A 25,228-nucleotide genomic window follows, 5' to 3' on the forward strand; every position below is an offset into this window, starting at 1 on the left:
TACCGGGATCAACTCCCGTAGACGTCGAATGAAAAATACTTGTCGTTGATTTCCTTGTACTTTCCGTTGGCGCGCAGCGCGTCGATTGCCGCGTTGAACTTGTCGGCCAGTTCCTTGTTGCCCTTCTGCAGCGCAATGCCGACCCCCGGGCCGTGAATGGCCGGATCGGCCGTCAGCGTGCCGAGCAGCTTGCAGCAGGCGCCGTCGGGCTTCTTCAGCCATTCGGTGAGGATGATCGAGCCGTCCATCATCGCGTCGAGGCGGCCATTGGCCATGTCGGTGCGGGCGTCGTCGCCGGTCGGGTAGGCCTTGACGGTCGAGCCCGAATATTTCTGCTCGGCGAAATTCTGGTGGATGGTGGCGCTCTGCACGCCCAGCACCTTGCCTTTCAGGTCGTCCGGCGAGGTGCCCGCGATGGCCGAGTCCTTCGGCACCGCGATGGCCGGCGGCGTCTGGTAGTATTTGTGGGTGAACTCGACCTTTTCAGCCCGCTCGGGCGTGATGGTGATGTTGATGATGGCATCGAACTTGCCGGCCTGCAGCGCCGGAATAGAGCCGTCGAAATCCTGTACGGTGAACTCGCATTCGACCTTCATCTGCGCGCACAGCGCCTTGCCGAGATCGATGTCGAAACCGCCGAGCGTGCCATCGGCATTGGCGTGGTTGAAGGGCGGATAAGCACCCTCGGTACCGAGCCTCAGCTTTTTCTCCTGGGCGGAAGCAGCACCGGTTGCGAGCGCAAAAGCTACGGAAGCGGCAAGCACGAAACGACCGAAAAGACGCATGGTCCAGATCTCCGTTGACCGGCGAAGTCTACGGGCTTTCATGCTCCCGGCGGAGACGGAAACGACATGTGCCGCGGCGATCGCGGCGCGGGGCAGTCCGCGTCCGGTCAGGTTCCTTGTGCCGCGGCCCCGAACAGATCCCTGGCTTGCTCCGTCGTGTAATAACCAAGCTGGACGTCCCGCGCGACCAGTTCCGGATCGCGCTCACGCGGATCGCCATAGCCGCCGCCACCCGGCGTGCCGACGCGCACGCGGTCGCCGGCCTTCAGTGGGATGTCCTGCTCCTTGGAGAGGTGCGGCGGCACATGCTCCTCGCCGTTGCGGAACACGGTCACGCTGTTGGGCTCGCCATCCCGACCGCCAAGGGCGCCCTGCGGACCGAAACGGCCATGGTCCATGACAAAGGAGGCGCGCGCCTCGCCGCGCAGGATCTCGACCTCATAGGCGAGGCCAAAACCACCACGATGCTTGCCGGCGCCGCCCGAGCCTTCGCGCAAGGCATAGTGGCGATAGAGCACCGGAAAGGCCTGCTCCATGATCTCGACCGGCGGCGACTTCGAAATGCCGATGGTCGAGCAGCCATTGGTCAGGCCGTCATGCCCCGAATTGCCGCCATAGCCGCCGCCGGATATCTGGTACATGACGTAGTCGCGGCCGCGCGCCGGATCGTTGCCGCCGAGCGCGAAATTGCCGCTGGAGCCGGCTGGGGCCGCCGTCACCTTGTCGGGCAGCGCCTGCACCATCGCCGCGAACACCGCCTCGGCGATGCGCTGCGACACTTCCGCCGCACAGCCGGACACGGGGCGGGGGTATTTGGCGTCGAGGAAAGTGCCTTCCGGCCGCTTGACCTCGAGCGGCTCGAAGGCGCCGGCGCTGATCGGCACGTCCGGAAAGATGTGGCGCATGGCGAGATAAACCGAGGACAGGGTCGTCGCCAGCACGCTGTTCATCGGTCCCGCACAAGGCTTTGACGATCCTGAAAAGTCGAAGGTCAGCGTGTCGCCCTTCTTGTCGACTGCGAGCGCTATGGTCAGCGGTTCGTTGACCACCCCGTCGGAATCGACAAAAGCCTTGGAGCGGTAGGTGCCATCGGGAATGGCCGCTATATTGGCGCGCATCTGCTCGGCGGCGCGGCGGCGTAGCTCGGCGATCGCCTCGACGACGGTTTCGTCTCCGTAACGATCCAGGATTCCATTGAGCCTGTCCTGGCCGATCAGCAGCGCGGCGGCCTGCGCCCGGATGTCGCCGATGCGCTGGTCGGCGACCCGGATGTTGGAGCAGATGATGGCGTAGATTTCAGCGTCGAGCACGCCCTTCTTGAACAGTTTTACCGGCGGCAGCCGCAGACCCTCCTGCTCGACAGCGGTCGCGGACGCGGAGAAGCCGCCGGGCACGGAGCCGCCAATATCGGGCCAATGGCCGGTGTTCGACAGCCAGCAGAAGATCTTTCCGCCGCGGTAGACCGGCATGGCGAAGCGCACGTCCATCAGATGCGTGCCGCCGAGATAGGGATCGTTGACGATGTAGATGTCGCCCGGCTCCGGGGCCAGGCAGCGGCCGTCGGCAATCATCTCGATCACCGTCCTGGTCGAATATTGCATGACGCCGACAAACACCGGCAGGCCCTGACTGCCCTGCGCGATCAGCGAACCGTCGATGGCGGAATAGATGCCGTCCGAGCGGTCATTGGCCTCGGCGATCACGGGCGAGAAGGCGGCGCGGGAAAAGGTCAGGTCCATCTCGTCGCAGACCTGCTGCAAAGCGGCCTGGAGCACCGAAAGCGTGATGGCGTCGAGCTTTGCGCTATCCACTGACATGTCAGGCCTCGCCAATGTCGATGATGATGTTGCCGTCGGCATCCGAGCGCGCGCGGTCGCCGGGTTCGAGCACGGTGGTCGCATCCATCTGTTCGAGGATCGCCGGCCCTTCGATGACCGCACCGAGTGGCAGCTTTTCCCTGCTGTAAACCGACGTGTCGTGCCAGCGCCCGGCGTACCAGACCGGTCGGATCTCGCGCCGCGCCCCGTCGAGCGTCCTTGCCCGCCCGGCCGGGTCGATCAGCCGCGACAGGTCGATCGCCGGTCGCACGCCGGTGACCGAGGTGTTGAGGTTGACGAGGTTGGCGCGGATTTCCGGCAGCTCCACCTTGAAGCGGGCGAAATAGGCTTTCTCGAACAACGCCTGCAATTGGCTCCGGGTCACCGACGCGGACGGCAGCGGCACGTTGATGATGTGGGTCTGGCCGACGAACTGCATGTCGGCGGAGTGGGTGACGCGGATCGTTTCCGGCTTCACCGCTTCCTTGGCGATCAGCTCCTCGCCTTCGTTCCGGTGCCGTTCCAGTACTTGGTGGAGCTGGCTTTCGTCCAGCACGGCCACGGGCTGGTTGATGGTGTTGACGAAGTCATGGCGCAGATCGGCGACGACGCAGCCGAGCGCGTTGGTGATGCCGGGCCGCGCCGGCACCAGCACTTTGGGCAGGCCGAGTTCGCGCGCGAGCGCCGTCGCGTGCAGCGGTCCGGCGCCGCCGAAGGCGAACAGCGCGAAATCGCGGGGATCATGGCCGCGCGACACCGACACCATGCGGATGGCGCCCGCCATCTTCATGTTGCCGAGCCTGAGGACAGCGCCCGCCGCCTCGACACCCGACAGGCCGGTTGCCTTGCCGATCCTGTCCTCGAAAATCCTGGTGACGCGCTCCGATGTGACCGGGTTTTCGACGGCGAGCAGCTTCTTCGGCGCCAGCCGGCCGAGCACCAGGTTGGCGTCGGTGATCGTCGGCTCGGTGCCGCCGCGCCCATAGCAGATCGGGCCGGGATTGGCGCCGGCACTTTCCGGGCCGATCTGGATCAGGCCGGCCGCATCGACGCGGGCGATCGAGCCGCCGCCGGCGCCCACCGTGTGCACCGCCACCATCGGCACATGGATGGGCATGGCATATTCGATCTCGATCTCGTTCGAGACCGCCGGTTCGGCGTTGCGGATCAGCGCCACGTCGGTCGAGGTGCCGCCCATGTCGTAGGTGACGAGGTTTTCAAAGCCTGCGCGCTTGCCCGTATAGGCGGCGGCGATAACGCCGGAGGCGGGGCCCGACATGACCGTCTTGGCCGATTCACGTGTGACGAAGCGGGCCGAGATCATGCCGCCATTGCCGTTCATGATCAGGAAGTCGCGGGCATAGCCCTTGTCGGCCAATTCCTTGCGCAGCCGCTCGACGTAGCGCTCCAGGATCGGCTGCACCGAGGCGTTGACCGAGGCCGTCACCCCGCGCTCGAATTCGCGCGCCTCCGACAGCAGCGCATGGCCTGACGTGATGTAGCCGTTCGGCCAGGCTTCGGCGGCGATCTCGGCGGCGCGCCGCTCATGCGTGGGGTTGGCGTAAGAGTGGAGGAAATGGATGACGAGGGATTCGCAGCCGGCCGCGATGAGCGCCTGTACCGCCTCGCGCATCTCGGCTTCATCGAGCGGCGTGCGCACCGCACCCGACGCCTCGACGCGCTCCGACACTTCGAGGCGCAGGTTGCGCGGAATGATTGGGACGAAGGTTCCGGTCATGCCATAGGGTTGCGGCCGCGTCCGCCGGCCGAGTTCGATCACGTCCCGAAAACCGCGCGTGGTGACCATGCCGGTCTTGGCCAGCCGGCGCTCCAGCACCGCATTGGTGGTGGTGGTCGTGCCATGCACGATGAGGTCGATGCCGTCGATCGGAAAGCCGGTGACGCCAAGCGCCGAAACCACGCCAAAGGCCTGGTTGTCGACAGTGGTCGGGGTCTTGGCCAGATACACCTTGCCACCGTCCTTGCCGTCGATCAGGAGCAGGTCGGTGAAGGTTCCGCCGACATCGATGCCGGCGACGACGCTGCCCAGGGAATCCGGCGGCTGCACCGAAAAATTCTCTTTCATTGTCGAAACCCGAAATGCTGAGACTACGGAAATGCCGCAGTTTGGAAAGGTGTTTTACGGCGGCATCTTGACGCAAATATCGTTTGTATACTAATAAATTCCGGACACAAGAGCTTACCGCTTCGGTAGCGTGCATGGCATGCCGGAACCTGAATGGTTCGGGCGCGCACGGGAAAGTTTGGCGCCCGCGTCTCTCATTGGGCGAGAAGGTTGGAATCGATGAACACCACGCCCGCGTTCAACACCGCTGAAGCCCGTCCGCTACAGTTTCCGATTCCGGCCAACGTCTATGCCGAGACCGTCGTCTCGGTGAAACACTATACCGACCGGCTGTTCTCGTTCCGCATCACCCGGCCGCAGTCGCTGCGCTTCCGCTCGGGCGAATTCGTCATGATCGGCCTGCCCAATGCCGAGAAGCCGGTGTATCGCGCCTACTCCGTCGCCAGCCCGGCCTGGGACGAAGAGCTGGAATTCTTCTCGATCAAGGTGCCGGATGGCCCGCTGACCTCGGAACTGCAGAAGATCCAGGTCGGCGACACCGTCATCATGCGCCAGAAATCAACCGGCACGCTGGTCGTCGACGCGCTGACCCCCGCCAAGCGCCTGTTCATGATCTCGACCGGCACCGGCATCGCGCCCTTTGCCAGCCTGCTGCGCGATCCCGACACTTACGAGAAGTTCGACCAGCTGATCCTGACCCACACCTGCCGCAACAATGCCGAGCTGATCTACGGCCAGGAGCTGGTGGCGGCGCTCGAAAGCGACCCGCTGATCGGCGAGCTGACCACTGGGCGCGTGACGCTGTACAATTCGACGACCCGCGAAGAGTCGGCGCGCATGGGCCGCATCACCGCGCTGATCGGCTCCGGCAAGTTCTACAGCGACCTCGGCATCGAAAAGCTCGATCCCGAGACCGACCGCATCATGATCTGCGGCTCGATGCACATGCTGAAGGACGTCAAGGAGCTGGCCGAAAGCCTCGGCTTCCAGGAAGGTTCGCTCAGCCATCCCTCGAGCTTCGTCGTCGAACGCGCCTTCGTCGGCTGAGGCCAGCGCGTCTCCCAGAAATCTGGTTTTGACCTTCCGGTCAAAAACCAGCTGCTTTCGCGGCCTTTTTCAGCTATCCCTCGCTTGAGGACTCGTGAAGCGCGACTTCGCGGGCTATCTTCGTGCGTGTCGCCCAAAACTGTCGACGGCTTTGGGAGAAGGATGCGCGCGTGAGATATCAAGCGCACGCCGCTGAATGAAAGGGCAGGAGATGAGCAGCACAATCCGCGAAGCCGATCTTGGCACCAAGGTGACGCCGCTGCCCGCGCGCGCCGCCGCCAACACGCCGGTGCCGCTAGACCATCACATCGCGCGCAATCCTGGCCTGAAACTCGACCTCGGTTTTCTCGAATCGGTACGCAGCGTCAACCGCTCCGCGCTGGAACGCCGCGTCGCCAGCCTGACCAAGCGGCGCTCGATCAAGGCCGACAACCAGGCCGCCTGGCTGCTGCGGGCGATCGCCTGCATGGACCTGACGACGCTCAACTCCAACGACACCGAGGAGCGCGTGCGCCGGCTCTGCGCCAAGGCGATCAACCCGCTGCGCCGCGACATCATGGAAGGCCTCGGCATTGCGGGCGAGACCATCCGGCCCGCCGCCGTCTGCGTCTACCATCCCTTCGTCGCCACGGCCGTGGACGCGGTGCGCGGCACCGGCATCCATGTCGCCGCGGTCTCCACCGCCTTCCCGCATGGGCTGGCGCCGCTGTCGACCCGGTTGCAGGAGATCGAGGCCTCGGTGAAGGACGGCGCCGACGAGATCGATGTCGTCATCCCGCGCGGCCTGGTGTTCGGCGCCAAGTGGCGCGAGCTTTATAATGAAATCGTCTCGATGCGGGCCGCCTGCGGTGACGCGCATCTCAAGATCATTTTGGGCACCGGCGACCTCGCAACGCTGCGCAACGTCATGCTGGCCTCGATGGTGGCGATGATGGCGGGCGCCGATTTCATCAAGACGTCGACCGGCAAGGAAAGCGTCAATGCCACACTGCCCGTCGGCCTCGCCATGGTGCGCGCCATCAGGGCCTATTTCGAGGAGACAGGCTATCTCATCGGCTTCAAGCCGGCGGGCGGCATTTCGACCGCGAAAGTCTCGCTCGACTGGCTGGTGCTGATGAAGGAAGAACTCGGCCGTCCATGGCTGGAGCCGGAGCTGTTCCGCTTTGGCGCATCGAGCCTGCTGACCGATATCGAACGTCAGCTCGAGCATCATCTGACCGGGCATTATTCGGCCAATCACCGCCACGCGATGGCTTGAGCACCCCCACCCCGATCGGCTTTGCCGATCGACCCTCCCCACAAGGGGGAGGGTGAAGGAGGAACCTGATGAACATCCTTGAACGCTATCACGCCATGGAATACGGCCCGGCGCCGGAGGCTCGCAACGAGGCCGATGCATGGCTGGCCGGGCGCGATTTCTCCAAGGCGCTGTTCATCGACGGCGCCTGGAAAGCGGCCGGCGGCGGCAAGACTTTCGACACCAGCGAGCCGTCTTCCGGCAAGCTGTTGGCCAAGGTGTCCGATGCCAATGCCGCCGACATCGACGCGGCGGTTGCGGCCGCCGCAAAGGCGTTGCCGAAATGGAGCGCCAGTTCCGGATACCAGCGCGCGAAAGTGCTCTACGCCATCGGCCGCGCCATGCAGCGCCACCAGCGGCTGTTCGCGGTGCTTGAGACGATCGACAACGGCAAGCCGATCCGCGAAAGCCGCGACATCGACGTGCCGCTGGCGATCCGCCATTTCATTCACCACGCCGGCTGGGCGCAGGCGCTGGACAGGGATTTTCCCGGCCAAAACGGTGTCGGCGTCGTCGGCCAGATCATCCCGTGGAATTTTCCCCTGTTGATGCTGGCCTGGAAAATCGCGCCGGCGCTTGCGGCGGGCTGTACCGTGGTGCTGAAGCCGGCCGAGTTCACGCCGCTCACCGCCATTCTGTTCGCCGAGATCTGCGAGCGCGCCGGCGTGCCGAAAGGCGTCGTCAACATCGTGCAGGGCGGTCCGGAAGCGGGCGCGGCGATCGTCAACCACCCCGGCATCCAGAAAATCGCCTTCACCGGCTCCTCGGAAGTCGGCAAGATCATCCGCAAGGCCACTGCGGGCTCGGGGAAAAAGCTGTCGCTGGAACTTGGCGGCAAGTCGGCCTTCATCGTCTTCGAGGACGCCGATCTCGACAGCGCTGTCGAGGGCCTGGTCGACGGCATCTGGTTCAACCAGGGCCAGGTCTGCTGCGCCGGTTCGCGGCTTTTGGTGCAGGAAGGCATCGCCGATGCCTTGATCGCCAAGGTCAAGACACGGATGAGCCGGCTGCGTGTCGGCAGCCCGCTCGACAAGAACACCGATATCGGTCCGCTGGTCGACCTGACCCAGCTCGACCGGGTCAAGGGACTGATCGCCGAAGGTGCCCGGCAGGGCGCCGTCTGCTGGCAGCCGGACGCAACGCTGCCGTCTTCCGGCTACTATCACCTGCCGACGCTCGCCACCGGTGTTTCGCCGGCTAATATTCTAGCGCAGGAAGAGGTGTTCGGGCCGGTGCTCGCCACCATGACCTTCCGCAACACCGAGGAAGCGATCGAACTCGCCAACAACACGCGCTATGGCCTCGCAGCCTCGGTGTGGAGCGAGAACGTCAACCTGGCGCTCCATGTCGCGCCGCAATTGAAGGCTGGCGTGGTCTGGGTCAACGGCACCAACATGTTCGACGCCGCCTGCGGCTTCGGCGGCTATCGCGAGAGCGGTTTCGGCCGCGAGGGCGGGCGCGAGGGCATGTTCGAATATCTGGCGGCGAAACTGCCGCTCGGCCCGGTCATCAAGCAGGCGACATCGTCGGTGCAGCCCGTGGAACAGGCGGACGGCGTCGCTATCGACCGCACCGCGAAGCTGTTCATCGGCGGCAAGCAGGTGCGGCCGGACGGCAATTACTCGCTTGCCGTCGCCACCGCCAAGGGCAAGCTCGCCGGCGAAGTCGGGCTCGGCAGCCGCAAGGATATCCGCGATGCGGTTTCGGCTGCCCGCGCCTGCAAAAGCTGGCCGGAGGCGACCGCTTATAACAGGTCGCAGGTGCTTTATTACCTGGCCGAGAACCTTTCCGGCCGCTCGGAAGAATTTGCCGCCCGGCTCACCGAACTGACCGGAGCCAACACCAAGGCCGCGCGGGACGAGGTGGAGCTCTCGGTCGAACGGCTGTTTCTCTATGCCGGCCTCGCCGATAAGTTCGAGGGACGCGTGCACCAGCCGCCGGCGCGTGCCGTGACGCTGGCGCTGCATGAGCCGGTCGGCGTCGTCGGCATCGTCGCGCCGGACAATCTGCCCCTGCTCGGCTTCCTCTCGCTGGTCGCGCCGGCGCTGGCCATGGGCAACACGGTGGTCGCCGTGCCGTCGGAACGGTATCCATTGCTGGCCACCGATCTCTATCAAGTCATCGAATATTCCGATGTGCCGGCCGGCGCCGCCAACATCGTCACCGGACGCACAGCGGAGCTTGCCGGCGTGCTGGCCAGGCACGACGACGTCGACGGACTGTGGCTGTTCGCCGACGCGGATACCTGCGCCAAGGCGGAAGCCGAGTCCATCGGCAACCTCAAACGCGTCTGGAGCGGCAACGGCCACAGCCTCGACTGGGCCTCGGAAGAAGCCGCCGGCGACGTTTTTCTGCGCCGTGCCATCGAGGTGAAGAATGTCTGGGTGCCTTACGGCGACTAGAGCATGATGCCGAAAAGTGTGAAGCGGTTTTCGGACGACATCAGGCTCTATCTCTTTGATTTAGAGACGGATTCAGATTTCAGGTCGACTCGACCTGAAATCATCCGGCTCTAGGGCATGTCACACAGGGATCGCGATCGGGCTTGACGCCTGGTCATATGTTCTTTAACGAGAAAAAACATCTTTATCAGTGAACTGGCACAGGCCGCACAATCGCGCCTGACTGGCACATGACGCTTTCGCCGGCCGCCGATAAAGGCAATTGACCCAAGCAGGCGAGGAAAAGGCATGGCGGATCTGACAGGCAAGGTCGTTGTCATCACGGCAGCGGCGCAAGGCATCGGCAAGGCGAGCGCGCTGGCCTTCGCCAAGGCTGGGGCCACCGTCCATGCCACCGACATCAACGAGACGCTGCTGGCGGAACTCGCCAAGACATCAGGGATCAAGACCCGCAAGGTGGACGTGCTCAACGACGAGGCGGTCAATGCCGCCTTTGCAGAGATCGGCGCCGTCGACGTGCTGTTCAATTGCGCCGGTTTCGTCCATTCGGGCTCGATCCTGGAGATGAAGGACGCCGATCTCGATTTCGCTTTCAATCTCAACGTGCGCGCCATGATCCGAACCATCCGGGCGGTGCTGCCCGGCATGCTGGAGCGTGGCGACGGGTCGATCATCAACATGGCTTCGCTGGCCAGTTCGACCAAGGGCGTGCCGAACCGCTTCGCCTATGGCGTCACCAAGGCCGCCGTCATCGGGCTGACCAAGGCGGTCGCGGCCGACTATGTCGGCAAGGGCATACGCTGCAACGCCATCTGCCCAGGCACGGTCGAAAGCCCGTCGCTGCAGGACCGCATGCACGCTCAGGGCGATTATGACGCCGCCCGCGCCGCCTTCATCGCCCGCCAGCCGATGGGCCGGCTCGGCACGCCGGAGGAGATCGCAGATCTCGCCGTTTACCTTGCCGGCGCCACCTACACGTCCGGGCAGGCCTATAATATCGACGGCGGCTGGTCGATCTGAGCGCTGCCTTGAGACAACCGGACATCGGGTCGCCGGCCGCCAATACAGGCTGTTCGCGCTTGTCGTGAAGCAGGCTGATGGCTAGGGTCCGCCCGGTTCCAGAGACGGCCGCCCCGGCGGAGAGTTTGTAGAACGGCCACGAGGCCGCAATCAGGAGAAGATGCATGAAACTGCTGCGCTATGGCGAGGTGGGAAGCGAACGGCCCGGCCTGCTCGATGCGGATGGAACGATCCGCGATCTCTCCGCCCATGTCGCCGATATTGCCGGCACGACACTTCATCCGGCCTCGCTGGACATGCTTTCGAAGCTCGATGCGAAGTCGCTGCCGGCGGTTTCCGGCAAGCCGCGCCTCGGCGCCTGCGTCGCCGGCACCGGCAAGTTCATTTGCATCGGCCTCAACTATTCCGACCATGCCGCCGAGACCGGGGCCACCGTGCCGCCGGAACCGATCATCTTCATGAAGGCAAGCTCGGCCATCGTCGGCCCGGACGACGACGTGCTGATCCCGCGCGGCTCCGAGAAGACCGACTGGGAAGTAGAGCTCGGCGTGGTTATCGGCAAAACCGCCAAATATGTCAGCGAAGCCGACGCGCTCGACCATGTCGCCGGCTATTGCGTCTCCCATGACGTGTCCGAGCGCGCCTTCCAGGCCGAGCGCCAGGGCCAGTGGACCAAGGGCAAGAGCTGCGACACGTTCGGCCCGACCGGACCGTGGCTGGTGACCAAGGACGAAGTTTCAGACCCGCAGAACCTGAAGATGTGGCTGACGGTCAACGGCAAGACGATGCAGAACGGCTCGACCAAGACCATGGTCTATGGCGTTGCCTATCTCGTTTCCTACCTCAGCCAGTTCATGTCGCTGCACCCCGGCGACATTATTTCGACCGGCACCCCGCCCGGCGTCGGCCTCGGCATGAAGCCGCCGGTGTTCTTGAAGGCCGGCGATGTCGTGGAGCTGGGGATCGAGGGATTGGGGCAGCAGAAGCAGACGTTCAAGGCCGATTTGTAAGCGTAACTTCTCGTTCCCTCCTTGTGGTGCTCCGGAAGGAGAGAAGACGGTTTCGCGCCTTTCCTCTCCCCCGTCGATCGGGGGAGAGGTGTCGAGCGAAGCTCGACGGAGTGGGGGGTCGACTGCTCGGCGAGAGACTAAGCACTCGCTGGGGTTGCGCCTGCTTTTCAGCGACCGCGCTTGGAAGAAGCGCTTTCCCCCACTCCGTCGCCGCTTCGCGGCGCCACCTCTCCCCCCTCCGGAGGGAGAGGAAAGAAGACGCGCCGACGTATCTACTTTATCGTCGTCCCATCAGCGCCGAACCGATAGGTCTTCGCCGCATCGGGCGTCGCGTAAAGCGTGGCGCCGGGCTCCGCGTCGTACACGCCGAAAATCCGCACGGTGATCAGGCCGGCCTTCTCGCAATCCAGATAGAGATTGGTGTCGGCACCGAGATGTTCGGCGTGGACGACCGTGCCCTTCCAGGCGCCGGATTTCGGATCGACGGTCAGGTGCTCCGGCCGCACGCCGATGGTCCTGGCTGTCTCGCCGAGCCGGGCGCCGTCGACGAAATTCATCTTCGGCGAGCCGATGAAGCCGGCGACGAACTCGTTTGCCGGCGAATTGTAGAGTTCCATCGGGCCGCCGATCTGCTCGATTTTTCCGGCATTAAGCACGACGATCTTGTCGGCCAGCGTCATCGCCTCGACCTGGTCGTGGGTTACGTAGATCATCGTCGCTTTCAGCCGGCGATGCAGCTGCGCGATCTCCAGCCGCGTGTTGACGCGCAGCGCCGCGTCGAGGTTCGACAGCGGCTCGTCGAACAGGAACAGTTTCGGCTCGCGCACCACGGCGCGGCCGATGGCGACGCGCTGGCGCTGGCCGCCGGAAAGTTCCGCAGGTCGTCTTTCGAGATAGGGCTCCAGCGACAGCATGGACGAGGCGATGCCGATGCGGCGATCGATTTCCGGCGCCGGCGTGTTCGCCTGCTTGAGGCCGAGGCCCATATTGTTCTTCACCGTCAGATGCGGATAGAGCGCATAGGTCTGGAACACCATGGCAATGCCGCGTTTCGCCGGCGGGGTGACCGAGACATCCTCGCCATCGATCAGCACCCGGCCCGAGGTCGAATCCTCCAGACCGGCGATGACCCGTAGCAATGTCGACTTGCCGCAACCCGAAGGGCCGACAAAGACGACGAACTCGCCATCCGTCACTTCGAGGTCGATGCCCTTCAGCACCTCGACCGGCCCAAAGGCCTTTTTCACGTTCTCGATTTTCAGCGAGCCCACGGCAGTCCTCCAAATTGATGGGTGGGCGCCAAGCGGCCCCTGTACGGCGCGGGCGACGGCAGCCTGATCACAGTCGCACCGCCTTTCCGCCGCGCACGCTCTCGTCGGCGGCAAGGCAGACGGCAAGCGATCGCACCGCGTCGTCCATATGTCTGGTGAGATCGATATCCTCGTGGATCGCCTTAAGGACAAAAGCCTGTTCGAGATCGCAGAGATCCTGATGGCCGGGTTCGCCTTCCATCGACAGCATCTCGTCCGCCTTTAGGAACTTGCCGTCCGTGCCGGTCGCGGCGCTGTGCAGGCGGATGGTCGAGGTCTTGGTGTGGGTGTCGATGTCGTCGGACCTCACGCCCTCCTTCATGACGATCGACACGCAGCCCTTGGGCGAAATCACGTCCTTCACGAAGAAGGCGGTCTCCGAAATCATCGGACCCCAGCCGGCCTCGTACCAGCCGACCGAACCGTCATCGAACAGCACCTGCAGATGGCCGTAATTGTACATGGAAGGCGCGACTTCCTCGGTCAGCCGCACGCCCATCCCGCGCACCTCGACCGGCTTGGCATCGGTGATCTGCAGCATGACGTCGAGATAATGCACGCCGCAATCGACGATCGGCGATGTCGTCTGCATCAGCTGCTTGTGCGTCTCCCAGGTATGGCCCGAGGATTGCTGGTTGAGGTTCATGCGGAACACGTAAGGACCGCCCAGCTTGCGCGCTTCGGCGATCAGCCGGATCCAGGACGGGTGGTGGCGCAGGATATAGCCGATCACCAGCTTTCGGCCGTTGGCCTTGGCTGCCGCGACGACACGCCTGGCGTCGGCCACCGTCGTTGCCAGCGGCTTTTCGACGAAGACATGGCAGCCGGCCTCGAACGCCTTCACCGCATAGTCGGCATGGCTGTCGGAATAGGTGGCGACGCAGGCGACGTCGGGCTTTTCGTCGCGCAGGGAGTCATCGAACGAACGCCTGATGCCATAGCCGGACAGTCCCCCAGGCAAATGCACGTCGGAGCGGTTGACCAGCGCGGCGATCTGAAAACCTGGATTGGTGTGATAGGCCAGCGCATGGCTGCGGCCCATATTGCCTAGGCCGGCGACGACAACGCGAAGGGGTCTTTCTGAACTCACTTGACGGCTCCGGAAGTAATGCCGCGGATCAGTTGCCGCGAGAAGATGACGTAGAGGACCAGCACCGGCAGGATCGCCAGCGACAGTGCTGCCAGAATGGCGTTCCAGTTGGTGACGAACTGGCCGAGGAAAAGCTGCGCGCCGAGCGTCACCGTCTTGGTCTCTTCCGACGGCGCCAGGATCAGCGGAAACCACAGATCGTTCCAGATCGGGATCATGGTGAAGACGGCGACGGTCGCCATGGACGGCCGCACCAGCGGCACCACCAGGCGGAAGAAGATGGTGTACTCCGACAGCCCGTCGATGCGGCCGGCATTCTTCAGATCGTCCGACACCTGCTTCATGAATTCGGACAGGATGAAGACCGCCAGCGGCAGGCCCTGCGCGGTGTAGACCAGGATCAGCGCCGTCAGCGTGTTGACCAGCCCGCTCGCCACCATCAACTGCAGAATGGCGACGGTGGCGAGCCGGATCGGGATCATGATCCCGAGCGCCAAATAAAGCCCCATCATCGTGTTGCCGCGGAAGCGATATTCCGACAGCGCGAACGCGGCCATGGCGCCGAACAGAAGCACGAAGAACAGCGAGCCGACGGTGACGACGAGACTGTTCTGGAAATAGTGGATGAAGTCGCCCTGGCCGATCACCGTGGTGTAGCCGATCAGATCGAAGGTCTTTGGCGTCGGCGGCGTCAGCGGCGCGCCGAAGATGCCAGCGCGGGACTTGAACGAATTCATGATGACCAGGATCACCGGAAACAGCGCGATCGCCGTGTAGGTCAGCAGGATCGCGTGGGCGCCGATGATGCGGGGCAGTGAACGGGTGGCGATGCTCATTGGAAACCCTTCCTGCGCAGAGAGGTTGGCGCCAAGGCACCCCCCTCTGTCCTGCCGGACATCTCCCCCGCAAGGGGGGAGATTGGCAGCGTCGGCCTTGCCGTCCATCTTGCAACGATGGCGATTGGCGAAAGCAGTAGCGACATCTGATCTCCCCCCTTGCGGGGGAGATGGCCGGCAGGCCAGAGGGGGGTGCTCAGGCTCGACATCTCTCGCCCCTCAGAACTGGTAGCGACGCAGGCGCGTCTGGATGAGGAAGAGGTAGACGCAGACACCGCCCAGGATGATCAGGAACATGATCGTGGCGATGGTCGCGCCCATGTTGGGATCGCCGACCTGCAGCTGGAAGCCGAAGAAGGCGCGGTAGAGGAAGGTGCCGAGAATATCGGTCGAATAGTTCGGACCGGCGAGAGCCCCTTGAGCGGTGTAGATCAGGTCGAAGGCGTTGAAGTTGCCGACGAAGGTGAGGATCGAGATGATGCCGATCGACGGCAGGATCAGCGGCAGCTTGATCTTCCAGAACTGCGACAGGCCGGTGATGCCATCGCATTCGGCCGCCTCGATCACCTCTTCGGGGATCGACAGCAGCGCGGCATAGATCAGCATCATCGGAATGCCGATGAATTGCCACACCGAGATCAGGCTGAGCGCGGTCAGCGCGTACTGCTCCTTGCCGAGCCAGGGCGTGAACAGGCTTTTCAGGCCGACGAAGTCGAGCAGATGCGGCGCCACGCCCCATAGCGGCGACAGGATCAGCTTCCAGGCAAAGCCGACGATGACGAAGGACAGGATGGTCGGCACGAAGATCGCGGTGCGGTAGAAGGCGGCGAACCGCAGCCTGGGGCTGGAGAGAATTGCCGCCAACAGCACGCCGACCGGGTTCTGCACCAGCATGTGGATGATGAAGAACCAGACATTGTTGCGCAACGCATTCCAGAAATTGACCGACCAGTTGGGATCGCCGAACAGGGTGCGGAAATTGTCCAGGCCGACGAAGATCTGGGACTGGTCGACATTGCGGAACAGCGAGAGCTGCAGCGTGCCGGCGAGCGGCAGGATCATGATCGCCGTATAGACGAGCACCGCCGGCGCCAGGAAGACGGCGATATGCCAGCGGAATGGTCTTTTGGGTCGTGTTTGTGCGGCCATGAGTTCGGTCCCCGCCGTCTCTCGGTTCCAGACGATGTGATGCTAGATGATGCCTCGATGCATGGCCCAACCTTGCCCGGTGCGGCAAGACAAAGGCCTGCGACTGATCAGCCAGCCTTCCCCAACAACAGCAAGGGTAAGGCCGTGAGGCAGAGCCGACAATCGCAATATGAAGACAGGATAATCCGGAACCGGCCGGGCATGCGCCCAGCCGGCTCCGCTGCCTGAGCTCTTACTTGGCCGGCTTATACCAGCTGTCGAGACCGGTTTGCAGCTTCTTGGCCGCGGCTTCGGGCGTATCGGTGCCGTTGATGACGTTGGCCGATTCAACCCAGGTCTCGTTTTCGAGGTTCGGCGTGCCGCGCGACAGGATCTGGTAGGTCGAGCGGATCGTCGACTTGCACTTGCCGCGCCAGGAGACGAATTCCTGCGCCAGCGGGTCTTCCATCTTCACCGGCGAGGAGTTCAGGCTGAAGAAGCCCGGCAGCGCGTTGGCGTAGATGGTGGCGAAATCAGGCGAAGCCACCCAGGACAGGAAGGTCTTGGCCGCGTCCGCGTGCTTGGAGGCTGCGTTCAGGCCCATGCCGATATCGGTATGGTCGGAGATGTAGCAGGTGTCGCCGGCCTTCTCGACCGGCGGCGGGAAGGCGCCCATCTTGAACTGGGCCTGGGTGTTGAACAGGCCGATTTCCCACGATCCGGCCGGATAGATGGCGGCGCGGCCGAGCGTGAACAGGTTCTGGCTGTCCGGATAGGTCTGGGCCTCGAAGCCGTCGCCCAGGTAAGGCTTCCACTTGGCCAGTTCCTCATACGGCGCGACCCAGTCCTTGTCGGTCAGCTTCTGATCGCCCTTGATCAGCGCCTTGCGGCCGTCCTCGCCCTTCCAGTAGTTGGGGCCGATGTTCTGGTAGCCCATGGTCGCGGCTTCCCAGAGGTCCTTGGTGCCCATCGCCATCGGGATATAGGTGCCGTCGGCCTTGATCTTGTCGAGCGCGGCGAAGAACTCGTCACGGGTCTGGGGCACCTTGATGCCGAGCTTGTCGAAGGCGTCCTTGTTGTAGATGAAGCCGTGGATGACGGACGCCATCGGCACGCAGAAGCTCGCCTTGCCGTCATCGGTCTGCCAGGCGGACTTGGCGACCGGCGAGAAGTTTTCCATGCCGGGCAGCGCCGAGAGGTCGGCAAGGTTGCCCTTCTTGAACAGTTCGAGCGACTTGTCGAACGGGCGGCAGGTGATCAGGTCGCCCGCCGAACCGGCGGCGAGCTTGGCGCCGAGGGCGGCGTCATATTCGGTCGGGGCCGATGGGGCGAACACCACCTTGATGCCGGGGTTCTTGGCTTCGAACGCCGGGATCAGCTTGTCCTTCCAGATGGCAAGGTCGTCGCCGCGCCAGCTTTCGATGTTGAGCGTTACGTCCTCGGCGTGAGCCAATCCGGCCGAGCCGAGAATGCTGGTGCCCAGAAGCAGTGCCGTCAGTAGTTTCGTTGTCATGCTCAGTCTCCCTGTTGACCTTTTTCAGGTTCGGTTTTGATGAGAACCTAGGCTTTGGAGCCCTTGTTCCCCTCGCAAGCCAATTTCACCCCGATGGAAATCGGGAATGAAACTGGCCTATTTCTTCGTTCGAGCACGATCTTTTCCGAAAAGCGGTTTTCACTTCTCGGGATCATGCCCCAGCGCGGAAAGGGCTGGCCGCAGCTTCTGGCCTGTCCGTTCCAGTATCTTGCGCGCCGCATCGGCGCTGTCGGCGCCGGCAGCGAGCAGAATGGCTGTCTTGACCGCGCCGCCGCTCTTTTCGAGCAGGCTGGCGGCCTCTTCCTGGCCGCGGCCGCTGACGGCGGCGACGATGCGTGCCGCCCGGTCGCGCAGCTTCATGTTGTCGGCCATGAGGTTGACCATATAGCCGTCATGGACATGGCCAAGATGAACCGCGGTCAGCGTCGACAGCATGTTGAGCGCGATCTTCTGCGCCGTTCCGGCGCCCATGCGGGTCGAGCCGGCGATGACTTCCGGCGGTGTCTCGAGCAGGATGGCGGTGTCGGCCTGCTGGAGCAGAGCCGAACCCCTGTTGTTGGCGATGCCGATGGTGGCGGCTCCCCGGCGCCGCGCCTCCTCGATGGCGCCCACCGCATAGGGCGTCGTGCCGCTGGCGGAGAGGGCGATCAGGCAATCGCCCACGCCGACACCCGCATTGGCAACCGCCGTCGTGGCCTCCTCGGCGTCGTCCTCGGGCCCGCCGGCCAGTGTCCTCAAGGCGTCGTCGCCGCCGGCGATCAGGATGGCGATGCGGTCGCGCTGGATGCCGAACGTGCCCGGCAATTCCAGCGCATCGGCCAGCGCCATCAGGCCGGAGCTGCCGGCCGCGGCATAGGCAAGCTTGCCGCCGCCGCTCAGGCGGCCGGCAATGATCTCGGCTGCCCTGGCGATGGAGGGAATGGCGTTGCGGACCGCTTTGGCGGCCTCGACCTGCGCATCGGCCAGCGAAGCAAGGATGACTTCGGGAGCCTGGATATCCAGCCCCTCGGCATTCCCATGCAGCGCTTCGGTGCGCGTTTCGGCCATCGCAGTTCCTCCGATCCACAAAACAATACCAAAAAAATACCACTTGTCCACATGCATTAACGAATTCGCAGTCAGGAAATCGCTAAGCCGACGAATTGCGGAAGCTTTTCAATAAAATACGGCTTAATCTTTTTGAAACGGAAATTAACTCTTGGCTATTGGTATTTTATTGGTATTATCCTGCCGGAGGAGAAAATCGCGTGAAATTCGTGCTCGGTATCGATGGCGGCGGCACCAGCTGCAGGGCCGCACTGGCAACGGCGGACGGCGCTGTTGTCGGCCGCGCCAAAAGCGGCGCCGCCAACATCCGCACCGACCTCACCGGCGCCCGCTCGAACATCGTCGATGCGGCGCGGCAAGCTTTCATCGCCGCCGGGCAAGATCCGGACCTGATCCCGCAAACACCCGCCATCCTCGGCCTTGCCGGCGCCAATGTCGGCACTTACCGGCAGCAGCTCGAGGCGATCCTGCCGTTCAGCACCAGCCGCGTGGAGACCGATGCGGAGATCGCGCTCGAAGGCGCGGTCGGTTCCGGTGACGGCGCGATCGCGATCCTGGGCACCGGCACCGCCTATATGGCGCGCAGGGATGGTAAATCGCGCGCCATCGGCGGCTGGGGATTCCAGGTCGGCGACCAGGGCAGCGGCGCCCGCATCGGCCGCGACCTGCTGGAGCAGACCCTGCTCGCGCATGATGGCGTGCGCCAGGCCTCGCCGCTGACCGACAGCATGATGGCCGTTTTCCGCAACAATCCCGAGGACGTCGTCGAGTTCACCACCAACGCCAAGCCCGGCGATTTTGGCGGCTTCGCGCCGAAAGTGTTCGAGCACGCGCAAAAAGGCGACATTGTCGCCAACTGGATCCTCGACAAGGCGGTCGCCGATGTCGAGGCCTCGCTGGGCGCGCTCGACCTCGCCGCCGGAGCACCGCTCTGCCTGCTCGGCGGGCTGGCGCCGCTCTATGCGCCGCGCCTGTCGGCGCGCTACCGCGCCCTGCTGAAGGAACCGCTCGACGATGCGCTAGGCGGTGCCGTGCAGATGGCGGCACGCCTTTTCGCTGGACGCGCGGAGGCTGCGCGATGAGCGATGCCGCCGACCAGATCTTCGCCACGCTCAAACAATCCTCGCAAAGCGGCGCGCCCCTTTACCTGCAGCTCAGGAAAAGCATCGAGGACGCCGTCAATCGCGGCCTGATCGGCCCGGGCGACGCGCTGCCTTCCGAGCGCGACATCGCCACCAAGGCCGACATTTCGCGCGTCACCGTGCGCAAGGCGGTGCAAGACCTGGTCAAGGGCGGCATATTGGTGCAGCGCCATGGCTCGGGCACCTTCGTGGCGCCGCGCATGGAGCGCGTCGAGCAGTCGTTGTCGCGGCTGACCTCCTTCACCGAGGACATGGCGCGGCGCGGCATGGCGGTGCGCTCGGCCTGGCTCGACCGCGGCCTCTACGCGCCCTCGCCCGACGAGATGATGGTGCTTGGCCTGTCGTCGAGCGAACTCGTGGCGCGCGTGGCGCGCCTGCGCATCGCCAACGACACGCCGCTGGCGATCGAACGCGCTTCGCTGTCGGCTAGCGTGCTGCCGGACCCGGCTGGAATTGGCTCCTCGCTCTACGCGGCGCTGGAATTGACCGGCAACAGGCCGGTGCGCGCGGTGCAGCGCATCTCCGCCGCCAATCTCGGCGAGGGCGATGCGCGCCTGCTCGAAGTGCCGCCGGGCATTGCCGGCCTGCATATCGAGCGTATTTCCTACCTGGCGAGCGGCAAGGTGATCGAGTTCACCCGCTCCATCTACCGGGGCGACGCCTATGATTTCGTCGCCGAACTGCGGCTGACAGGGCCGAGCGAAGAGGGCCGATCATGATTGCCAACACCACGCATATGCAGCGCGAGATCGAGGAGATCCCGCAGGCCGTCGCCCGCCTGCTCGACGGCTCCGGTGCCGTGCTGGCCGAAGCAGGGCGCGGCATCAAGGAGCGCGACCCGCATTTCGTCGTCACCGTGGCGCGAGGCTCGTCCGATCATGCCGCCACCTTCATGAAATATGCCGTCGAATTGACCGCGGGCCTTGCCGTCGCCTCGGTCGGGCCGTCGATCGCCTCGATCTATGGTCGCAAGCTCCGGCTTGACGGCTCGGCCTGCCTGGCGATCTCGCAGTCGGGCAAGAGCCCCGACATCGTCGCGATGGCCGAAACCGCACGGGCCGGCGGCGCGCTGACCATTGCCGTCACCAACACCGCCGATTCGCCGCTCGCGCGCGCCTCGGACTATGCGATAGACATACTCGCCGGGCCGGAGCGCAGCGTCGCGGCAACCAAGACCTTCATCAATTCCGCCGTTGCCGGTCTTGCCCTGATGGCGCATTCGACCGGCGACGACGCGCTTCTCGCGGCCCTGGCCCGCCTGCCCGAGCATTTCGGCAAGGCGATCGCCTGCGACTGGATGAGCGTGCTGGCCGAGACGATCGAGAAGCAGAAGTCCCTTTTCATTCTCGGCCGCGGTCCGTCGGCGGCGATGGCAAACGAGGCGGCGCTGAAGTTCAAGGAGACCTGCGGCATGCATGCCGAGGCCTATAGCGCGGCCGAAGTCATGCATGGCCCGCTGGCGCTAATCGGCCCCGACTTTCCGGTGCTGGCGCTGGCCGCTCGCGACGCGTCCGAGCCCTCGGTCGCCGAAGCCGCCGACAGCCTGGCGGCCAAGGGCGCGCCGGTTTTCGTCACCTCGGCGCTCGCCAATCGCGCCACGCGCCTGCCGCATGTCGCCACCGGTCACCCGCTGACCGATCCGCTGACGCTGATCGTTTCCTTCTACATGTTCGTCGAGGCCTTTGCCCGCCATCGCGGCCTCGATCCGGACGCGCCGCGCAACCTTCGCAAGGTGACGGAGACCGTATGAGCGACCGTTTTGCCCTGACCGGCGCCCGCATCTTCGACGGCGACGACTGGCATGAAGGCGCGGCCCTTGTCGTGCGCGACGGCCTCGTCGAGGCCATGCTGCCGCAAGGCGCGCTGCCCGGGGATATCCGTGCCGTCGACACCGGCGGCGGCATGCTGGTGCCGGGCTTCGTCGACATCCAGGTCAATGGCGGCGGCGGTGTGATGCTCAACGATCATCCCGATGTCGCCTCGATCGAAACCATCTGCCGCGCGCATGCGCCATTCGGCACGACGGCGCTGCTGCCGACGCTGATCACCGACACGCCCGCAATCACGGCCGCCGCGATTGCCGCCGGCGAAGCGGCAGCGCTGCAAAAAGTGCCGGGTTTCCTCGGCCTGCACCTGGAAGGTCCGCATCTGTCGATTGCCCGCAAGGGTGCGCATGATCCGGCGCTGATCCGGCCGATGACGGACGCCGACCAGGCCATGCTGATCGCGGCGCGACAGAAGCTGCCGGTGCTGCTCACCACGATCGCGCCGGAATCCGTCGATCCTGCCCGCGTCAAGGCCTTGGCCAAGACCGGGATCATCGTCAGCCTCGGCCATTCCGACACGGGCCATGCCACGGCTAAAGCCTTTGCCGAGGCGGGCGCCAGCGTCGTCACGCACCTGTTCAACGCGATGAGCCAGATCGGCAACCGCGAGCCCGGGCTGGCGGGCGCCGCGATCGACATCGGCGCCTTGTCGGCGGGGCTGATCGCCGACGGTATCCATGTCCACCCCGCCACGATCAGGATCGCGCTCGATGCCAAGCAGGGACCGGGCAGGATCGTGCTGGTCACCGACGCGATGGCGACGATCGGCACCGAGATGAGTTCGTTCACGCTCAACGGCCGCACCATCTACCGCAGGGATGGCAGCCTCAGGCTTGCCGACGGGACGCTGGCCGGTGCCGACCTCGACATGATCTCGGCCATCCGGTTCATGCACCGCACCGTCGGGCTCGAGCTGTCCGAAGTCTTGCGCATGGCCTCGCTCTACCCGGCCCAGGCGATCGGCCAGTCGCACCGGCTTGGCCGCTTCGCCAATGGCACGGCGGCGGACATCGTTGCGCTGTCGGACGATCTTGACATAGGAAGCGTCTGGATCGACGGCGACAAGGTGTTCGAGGCTGTCGCTCCGCGCTGAGAGCGAGGCCATGCAGACAATCGATTGTGTCGTCGCCGGAGCAGGCGTCGTCGGGCTTGCCGTCGCCAGGGCGCTTGCCTTGTCGGGCCGCGAGGTGGTGGTGATCGAAAAGGCCGACGCGATCGGCACCGTCACCAGCTCGCGCAATTCCGAAGTCATCCATGCCGGGCTCTATTATGCGCCCGGCAGCCTGAAGGCCCGGCTGTGCGTCGAAGGGCGCCGGCAGCTCTATGCATACTGCGCCGAACACACTATCGGCCATCGCCGCGCCGGCAAGCTGATCGTCGCCAGCGAACCCGGCCAGACGGGCGGGCTGCGGGCGATCGAGGCCAATGCGAAACGCTGCGGGGTCGACGATCTCGCGCTTTTGACACGCGCCGAGGCCGAAAGCCTGGAGCCGGCGCTGAGATGCGCCGGCGCGCTGCTGTCGCCATCAACCGGCATTGTCGACAGCCACGCGCTGATGCTGTCGCTGCGCGGTGACGCTGAAGCCGCAGGCGTGTCCTTCGCTTTCCTCACCTGCGTTGCCGGGGCGACGATCGAAGCCGATGGGATCCGGATCGACACGCGCGACGCCAATGGCGAGACCTTCGCCGTAGAGGCCAGCGCTTTCGTCAATGCAGCCGGCCTCGATGCGCAGGCCGTGGCCAGTCGGATCGAGGGTTTCCCAAGGGATCTCATCCCCCGGCAGTGGCTGGCGCGTGGCAATTATTTCGCGCTTCCCGGGCGGTCGCCGTTTTCGCGGCTGATCTATCCGGTTCCGGTCGAAGGGGGCCTCGGCGTCCACCTGACGCTCGACCTCGCCGGCAATGCGCGCTTTGGCCCCGATGTCGAATGGATCGACAGCGTGGATTACACTGTCGATCCCAGCCGAAGCGCCGTCTTCTACGAGGCGATCCGCCGCTATTGGCCCGATCTCGCGGATGGCGCCCTGCAGCCGGCCTATGCCGGCATCCGGCCGAAGCTCTCGGGCCCCGGGCAGCCTGCGGCGGACTTCGTGATTCAGGGACCGGCCGATCACGGCGTGGGCCGGATCGTCAATCTGTTCGGCATCGAGAGCCCCGGCCTGACGGCGAGCCTGGCCATCGCCGACCATGTCGCCGAACTGTTGTACCCGACCTGAGCCAGCGTTCGCGCGCCGGAGCGCGACATCTGCTTAGCCGGCTTTATTTGAGACGTAGAGATCCTTGTAGCTGTCGCGCAAAAGGTTCTTCTGCACCTTGCCCATCGTGTTGCGCGGCAGGTCGTCGACGAAGATCACCCGTTTGGGATGCTTGTACTTCGCCATGCGGCCGGTGATGGCGTCGAGAATCTCGGCCGCGCTGATCCGCGACGCGGGCGAGCGTACGACGACCGCGGTGACGCCTTCGCCGAAGTCCGGATGGGCAAGGCCGATGACGGCGCTTTCCAGGACGCCGTCGAGCGCGTCGATCTCGCTTTCGAGCTCCTTCGGATAGACGTTGTAGCCGCCTGAGATGATCAGGTCCTTGCCGCGACCGACAATGTGGACATAGCCGTCGGCGTCGATCATGCCGAGGTCGCCGGTGATGAAGAAGCCGTCGGCGCGGAATTCCGCCTTGGTCTTTTCCGGCATGCGCCAGTAGCCGCCGAACACGTTCGGACCCTTGACCTCGATCATGCCGACCTCGCCCTGGGCGAGCGGCTTGCCGGAATCGGGATCGGCGATGCGCAGCGACACGCCGGGCAAGGGAAAGCCAACCGTGCCGGCGCGCCGCTCGCCCTCATAGGGGTTGGAGGTGTTCATGTTGGTCTCGGTCATGCCATAGCGCTCGAGGATGGCGTGGCCGGTACGCTCTCGCCAGGCCTTGTGCGTTTCGGCCAGCAGCGGCGCGGAACCAGACACGAACAGCCGGATGTTTTTCGCCGCCTCGCGATCCAGCCCGTCCTGCTGCAGCAGCCTGGTGTAGAAGGTCGGCACGCCCATCAGCGCGGTGGCGCGCGGCAGCAGCGAGACGATGCGGCTCGCGTCGAATTTCTGCTCGAACAGCATCGAGGCACCGGCCATCAGGGTGACGTTGGTGGCGACGAACAGGCCGTGCGTGTGGAAAATCGGCAGCGCGTGGATCAGCACGTCATCCCTGGTGAAACGCCATTGCTCGACCAGCACCCGCGCGTTCGAGGCGAGATTCTCATGGCTGAGCATAGCGCCTTTCGAACGGCCGGTCGTTCCCGACGTGTAGAGGATCGCCGCAAGGTCGTCGGCGCCGCGCTCCACATCGTGGAACTCGGAAGACTGACGCGATGCCTGGTCCGCGAGGGATCCCTGGCCACCGCGGTCGAGCGTGACCACGTCGGCACCGGACGGCTCGACCATCCCACGGATGTCCGCCGACCGTGCCGGATCGCAGACGATCACCCGAGGTGCGGCATCCCCAAAGAAATAGCCGAGCTCGGCCAGCGTATAGGCCGTGTTGAGCGGCAGGAAGACGGCGCCGGCGCGCAAGCAGGCGAGATAGAGCAAAACCATCTCCGGGCTCTTCTCGACCTGCACGGCAACCCGGTCGCCGGGCGCGACATCCATTTGCAGGAGCGCATGCGCAAGCTGCGCCGACCGTGCCAGCATGTCGCCATAGGTGAGCGAGCGTCCATCATCGGTTTCCATCAACAGACGCCCAGGCGCCGGCATCCGGGACCGGAACGCATCGAACAGATGATTGCTCATGAAATCTTCCCAGGTGACGCCGGCCGCGATCTTGGGCGGCACGCGACGAAGAGTTCGCGTTTCCCAGCCCTGCCG

General features: G+C 64.7%; 20 protein-coding genes. 10 read left to right on the forward strand and 10 right to left on the reverse strand.

What is annotated here, in order from left to right:
* Window positions 1-8 precede the first annotated feature (8 nt).
* The 3 genes from FJ943_RS01475 to FJ943_RS01485 all read right to left on the reverse strand — a co-directional run bounded on the left by FJ943_RS01475 (window position 9) and on the right by FJ943_RS01485 (window position 4,688).
* Window positions 9-785, reverse strand: a complete 777-nt coding sequence (locus FJ943_RS01475) for an ABC transporter substrate-binding protein (protein ID WP_140619751.1) — start codon at window positions 783-785, stop codon at window positions 9-11.
* A 107-nt stretch (window positions 786-892) separates the two neighbouring features.
* A complete protein-coding gene (locus FJ943_RS01480; protein WP_140719403.1) occupies window positions 893-2,602 on the reverse strand; it encodes a hydantoinase B/oxoprolinase family protein in 1,710 nt (569 codons plus the stop codon).
* 1 nt (window position 2,603) lies between these two features.
* Window positions 2,604-4,688: a hydantoinase/oxoprolinase family protein gene (locus FJ943_RS01485; protein WP_140719405.1), complete on the reverse strand. Its 2,085-nt coding sequence runs from the start codon at window positions 4,686-4,688 to the stop codon at window positions 2,604-2,606.
* Between the two features lie 219 nt (window positions 4,689-4,907).
* On the opposite strand from FJ943_RS01485, the gene FJ943_RS01490 reads away from it, so the two are divergent.
* The 5 genes from FJ943_RS01490 (at window position 4,908) to FJ943_RS01510 (ending at window position 11,464) form a co-directional block, all read left to right on the forward strand.
* A complete protein-coding gene (locus FJ943_RS01490) occupies window positions 4,908-5,735 on the forward strand; it encodes a ferredoxin--NADP reductase (protein ID WP_140719407.1) in 828 nt (275 codons plus the stop codon).
* A 211-nt stretch (window positions 5,736-5,946) separates the two neighbouring features.
* Entirely contained in the window at window positions 5,947-6,993 is a 1,047-nt protein-coding gene (gene deoC, locus FJ943_RS01495) for a deoxyribose-phosphate aldolase (protein ID WP_140719409.1), read from the forward strand.
* A gap of 68 nt (window positions 6,994-7,061) precedes the next feature.
* Window positions 7,062-9,434, forward strand: coding sequence for an aldehyde dehydrogenase family protein (locus FJ943_RS01500; RefSeq protein ID WP_140719411.1), 2,373 nt, complete (start codon window positions 7,062-7,064; stop codon window positions 9,432-9,434).
* 288 nt (window positions 9,435-9,722) lie between these two features.
* Window positions 9,723-10,454 (forward strand): SDR family oxidoreductase, encoded by a 732-nt coding sequence (locus tag FJ943_RS01505; RefSeq protein WP_015314646.1) that lies wholly within the window; start codon window positions 9,723-9,725, stop codon window positions 10,452-10,454.
* 164 nt (window positions 10,455-10,618) lie between these two features.
* Window positions 10,619-11,464 (forward strand): fumarylacetoacetate hydrolase family protein, encoded by an 846-nt coding sequence (locus FJ943_RS01510; protein ID WP_140719413.1) that lies wholly within the window; start codon window positions 10,619-10,621, stop codon window positions 11,462-11,464.
* Between the two features lie 272 nt (window positions 11,465-11,736).
* Here the strand turns inward: FJ943_RS01510 and FJ943_RS01515 are convergent, their stop codons facing one another.
* From FJ943_RS01515 to FJ943_RS01540, 6 genes are all read right to left on the reverse strand, one after another.
* A complete protein-coding gene (locus FJ943_RS01515; RefSeq protein ID WP_140719415.1) occupies window positions 11,737-12,735 on the reverse strand; it encodes an ABC transporter ATP-binding protein in 999 nt (332 codons plus the stop codon).
* A gap of 67 nt (window positions 12,736-12,802) precedes the next feature.
* Entirely contained in the window at window positions 12,803-13,864 is a 1,062-nt protein-coding gene (locus tag FJ943_RS01520; RefSeq protein WP_140719416.1) for a Gfo/Idh/MocA family oxidoreductase, read from the reverse strand.
* Entirely contained in the window at window positions 13,861-14,700 is an 840-nt protein-coding gene (locus FJ943_RS01525; RefSeq protein ID WP_140719418.1) for a carbohydrate ABC transporter permease, read from the reverse strand. Before FJ943_RS01525 ends, FJ943_RS01520 begins: the two co-directional genes overlap by 4 nt.
* A 219-nt stretch (window positions 14,701-14,919) precedes the next feature.
* The gene (locus FJ943_RS01530) at window positions 14,920-15,849 is read right to left on the reverse strand and encodes a sugar ABC transporter permease (protein ID WP_015314651.1); all 930 of its coding nucleotides are present in this window, start codon (window positions 15,847-15,849) and stop codon (window positions 14,920-14,922) included.
* A 232-nt stretch (window positions 15,850-16,081) separates the two neighbouring features.
* The gene (locus FJ943_RS01535) at window positions 16,082-17,341 is read right to left on the reverse strand and encodes an ABC transporter substrate-binding protein (RefSeq protein ID WP_015314652.1); all 1,260 of its coding nucleotides are present in this window, start codon (window positions 17,339-17,341) and stop codon (window positions 16,082-16,084) included.
* A gap of 159 nt (window positions 17,342-17,500) precedes the next feature.
* Window positions 17,501-18,409, reverse strand: a complete 909-nt coding sequence (locus FJ943_RS01540) for an N-acetylmuramic acid 6-phosphate etherase (protein WP_140719420.1) — start codon at window positions 18,407-18,409, stop codon at window positions 17,501-17,503.
* Between the two features lie 200 nt (window positions 18,410-18,609).
* Between FJ943_RS01540 and FJ943_RS01545 the strand changes: the two genes are divergently transcribed.
* Genes FJ943_RS01545 through FJ943_RS01565 form a run of 5 tightly spaced genes read left to right on the forward strand, consistent with a single transcriptional unit; the run spans window position 18,610 to window position 23,593 of the window.
* Complete coding sequence (locus tag FJ943_RS01545) at window positions 18,610-19,491, forward strand: N-acetylglucosamine kinase (RefSeq protein WP_140719422.1); 882 nt, start codon at window positions 18,610-18,612, stop codon at window positions 19,489-19,491.
* A complete protein-coding gene (locus tag FJ943_RS01550) occupies window positions 19,488-20,270 on the forward strand; it encodes a GntR family transcriptional regulator (protein ID WP_140619779.1) in 783 nt (260 codons plus the stop codon). Before FJ943_RS01545 ends, FJ943_RS01550 begins: the two co-directional genes overlap by 4 nt.
* Window positions 20,267-21,301, forward strand: a complete 1,035-nt coding sequence (locus tag FJ943_RS01555; protein ID WP_140719424.1) for an SIS domain-containing protein — start codon at window positions 20,267-20,269, stop codon at window positions 21,299-21,301. Before FJ943_RS01550 ends, FJ943_RS01555 begins: the two co-directional genes overlap by 4 nt.
* A complete protein-coding gene (nagA, locus tag FJ943_RS01560) occupies window positions 21,298-22,470 on the forward strand; it encodes an N-acetylglucosamine-6-phosphate deacetylase (protein WP_140719426.1) in 1,173 nt (390 codons plus the stop codon). Before FJ943_RS01555 ends, nagA begins: the two co-directional genes overlap by 4 nt.
* A 10-nt stretch (window positions 22,471-22,480) precedes the next feature.
* Complete coding sequence (locus FJ943_RS01565; RefSeq protein ID WP_140719428.1) at window positions 22,481-23,593, forward strand: NAD(P)/FAD-dependent oxidoreductase; 1,113 nt, start codon at window positions 22,481-22,483, stop codon at window positions 23,591-23,593.
* Window positions 23,594-23,626: 33 nt separating this feature from the next.
* Here the strand turns inward: FJ943_RS01565 and FJ943_RS01570 are convergent, their stop codons facing one another.
* Window positions 23,627-25,153 carry a malonyl-CoA synthase gene (locus FJ943_RS01570; RefSeq protein WP_140719430.1) on the reverse strand — a complete coding sequence of 509 codons (1,527 nt, stop codon included), beginning with the start codon at window positions 25,151-25,153 and terminating at the stop codon, window positions 23,627-23,629.
* Window positions 25,154-25,228 lie beyond the last annotated feature (75 nt).

Origin of the sequence: Mesorhizobium sp. B2-3-10, assembly GCF_006442275.1 — a bacterium.
GTDB lineage: Bacteria > Pseudomonadota > Alphaproteobacteria > Rhizobiales > Rhizobiaceae > Mesorhizobium > Mesorhizobium australicum.

Bases quoted from the DNA above. Each gene is read 5' to 3' on its own strand.
- FJ943_RS01480 (WP_140719403.1), bottom strand. From the start codon at position 2,602: ATGTCAGTGGATAGCGCAAAGCTCGACGCCATCACGCTTTCGGTGCTC.
- FJ943_RS01530 (WP_015314651.1), bottom strand. From the start codon at position 15,849: ATGGCCGCACAAACACGACCCAAAAGACCATTCCGCTGGCATATCGCC.
- FJ943_RS01510 (WP_140719413.1), top strand. From the start codon at position 10,619: ATGAAACTGCTGCGCTATGGCGAGGTGGGAAGCGAACGGCCCGGCCTG.
- FJ943_RS01485 (WP_140719405.1), bottom strand. From the start codon at position 4,688: ATGAAAGAGAATTTTTCGGTGCAGCCGCCGGATTCCCTGGGCAGCGTC.
- FJ943_RS01505 (WP_015314646.1), top strand. From the start codon at position 9,723: ATGGCGGATCTGACAGGCAAGGTCGTTGTCATCACGGCAGCGGCGCAA.
- deoC (WP_140719409.1), top strand. From the start codon at position 5,947: ATGAGCAGCACAATCCGCGAAGCCGATCTTGGCACCAAGGTGACGCCG.
- FJ943_RS01550 (WP_140619779.1), top strand. From the start codon at position 19,488: ATGAGCGATGCCGCCGACCAGATCTTCGCCACGCTCAAACAATCCTCG.
- FJ943_RS01475 (WP_140619751.1), bottom strand. From the start codon at position 785: ATGCGTCTTTTCGGTCGTTTCGTGCTTGCCGCTTCCGTAGCTTTTGCG.
- FJ943_RS01535 (WP_015314652.1), bottom strand. From the start codon at position 17,341: ATGACAACGAAACTACTGACGGCACTGCTTCTGGGCACCAGCATTCTC.
- FJ943_RS01555 (WP_140719424.1), top strand. From the start codon at position 20,267: ATGATTGCCAACACCACGCATATGCAGCGCGAGATCGAGGAGATCCCG.
- FJ943_RS01570 (WP_140719430.1), bottom strand. From the start codon at position 25,153: ATGAGCAATCATCTGTTCGATGCGTTCCGGTCCCGGATGCCGGCGCCT.
- FJ943_RS01490 (WP_140719407.1), top strand. From the start codon at position 4,908: ATGAACACCACGCCCGCGTTCAACACCGCTGAAGCCCGTCCGCTACAG.
- FJ943_RS01540 (WP_140719420.1), bottom strand. From the start codon at position 18,409: ATGGCCGAAACGCGCACCGAAGCGCTGCATGGGAATGCCGAGGGGCTG.
- FJ943_RS01525 (WP_140719418.1), bottom strand. From the start codon at position 14,700: ATGAGCATCGCCACCCGTTCACTGCCCCGCATCATCGGCGCCCACGCG.
- FJ943_RS01500 (WP_140719411.1), top strand. From the start codon at position 7,062: ATGAACATCCTTGAACGCTATCACGCCATGGAATACGGCCCGGCGCCG.
- nagA (WP_140719426.1), top strand. From the start codon at position 21,298: ATGAGCGACCGTTTTGCCCTGACCGGCGCCCGCATCTTCGACGGCGAC.
- FJ943_RS01565 (WP_140719428.1), top strand. From the start codon at position 22,481: ATGCAGACAATCGATTGTGTCGTCGCCGGAGCAGGCGTCGTCGGGCTT.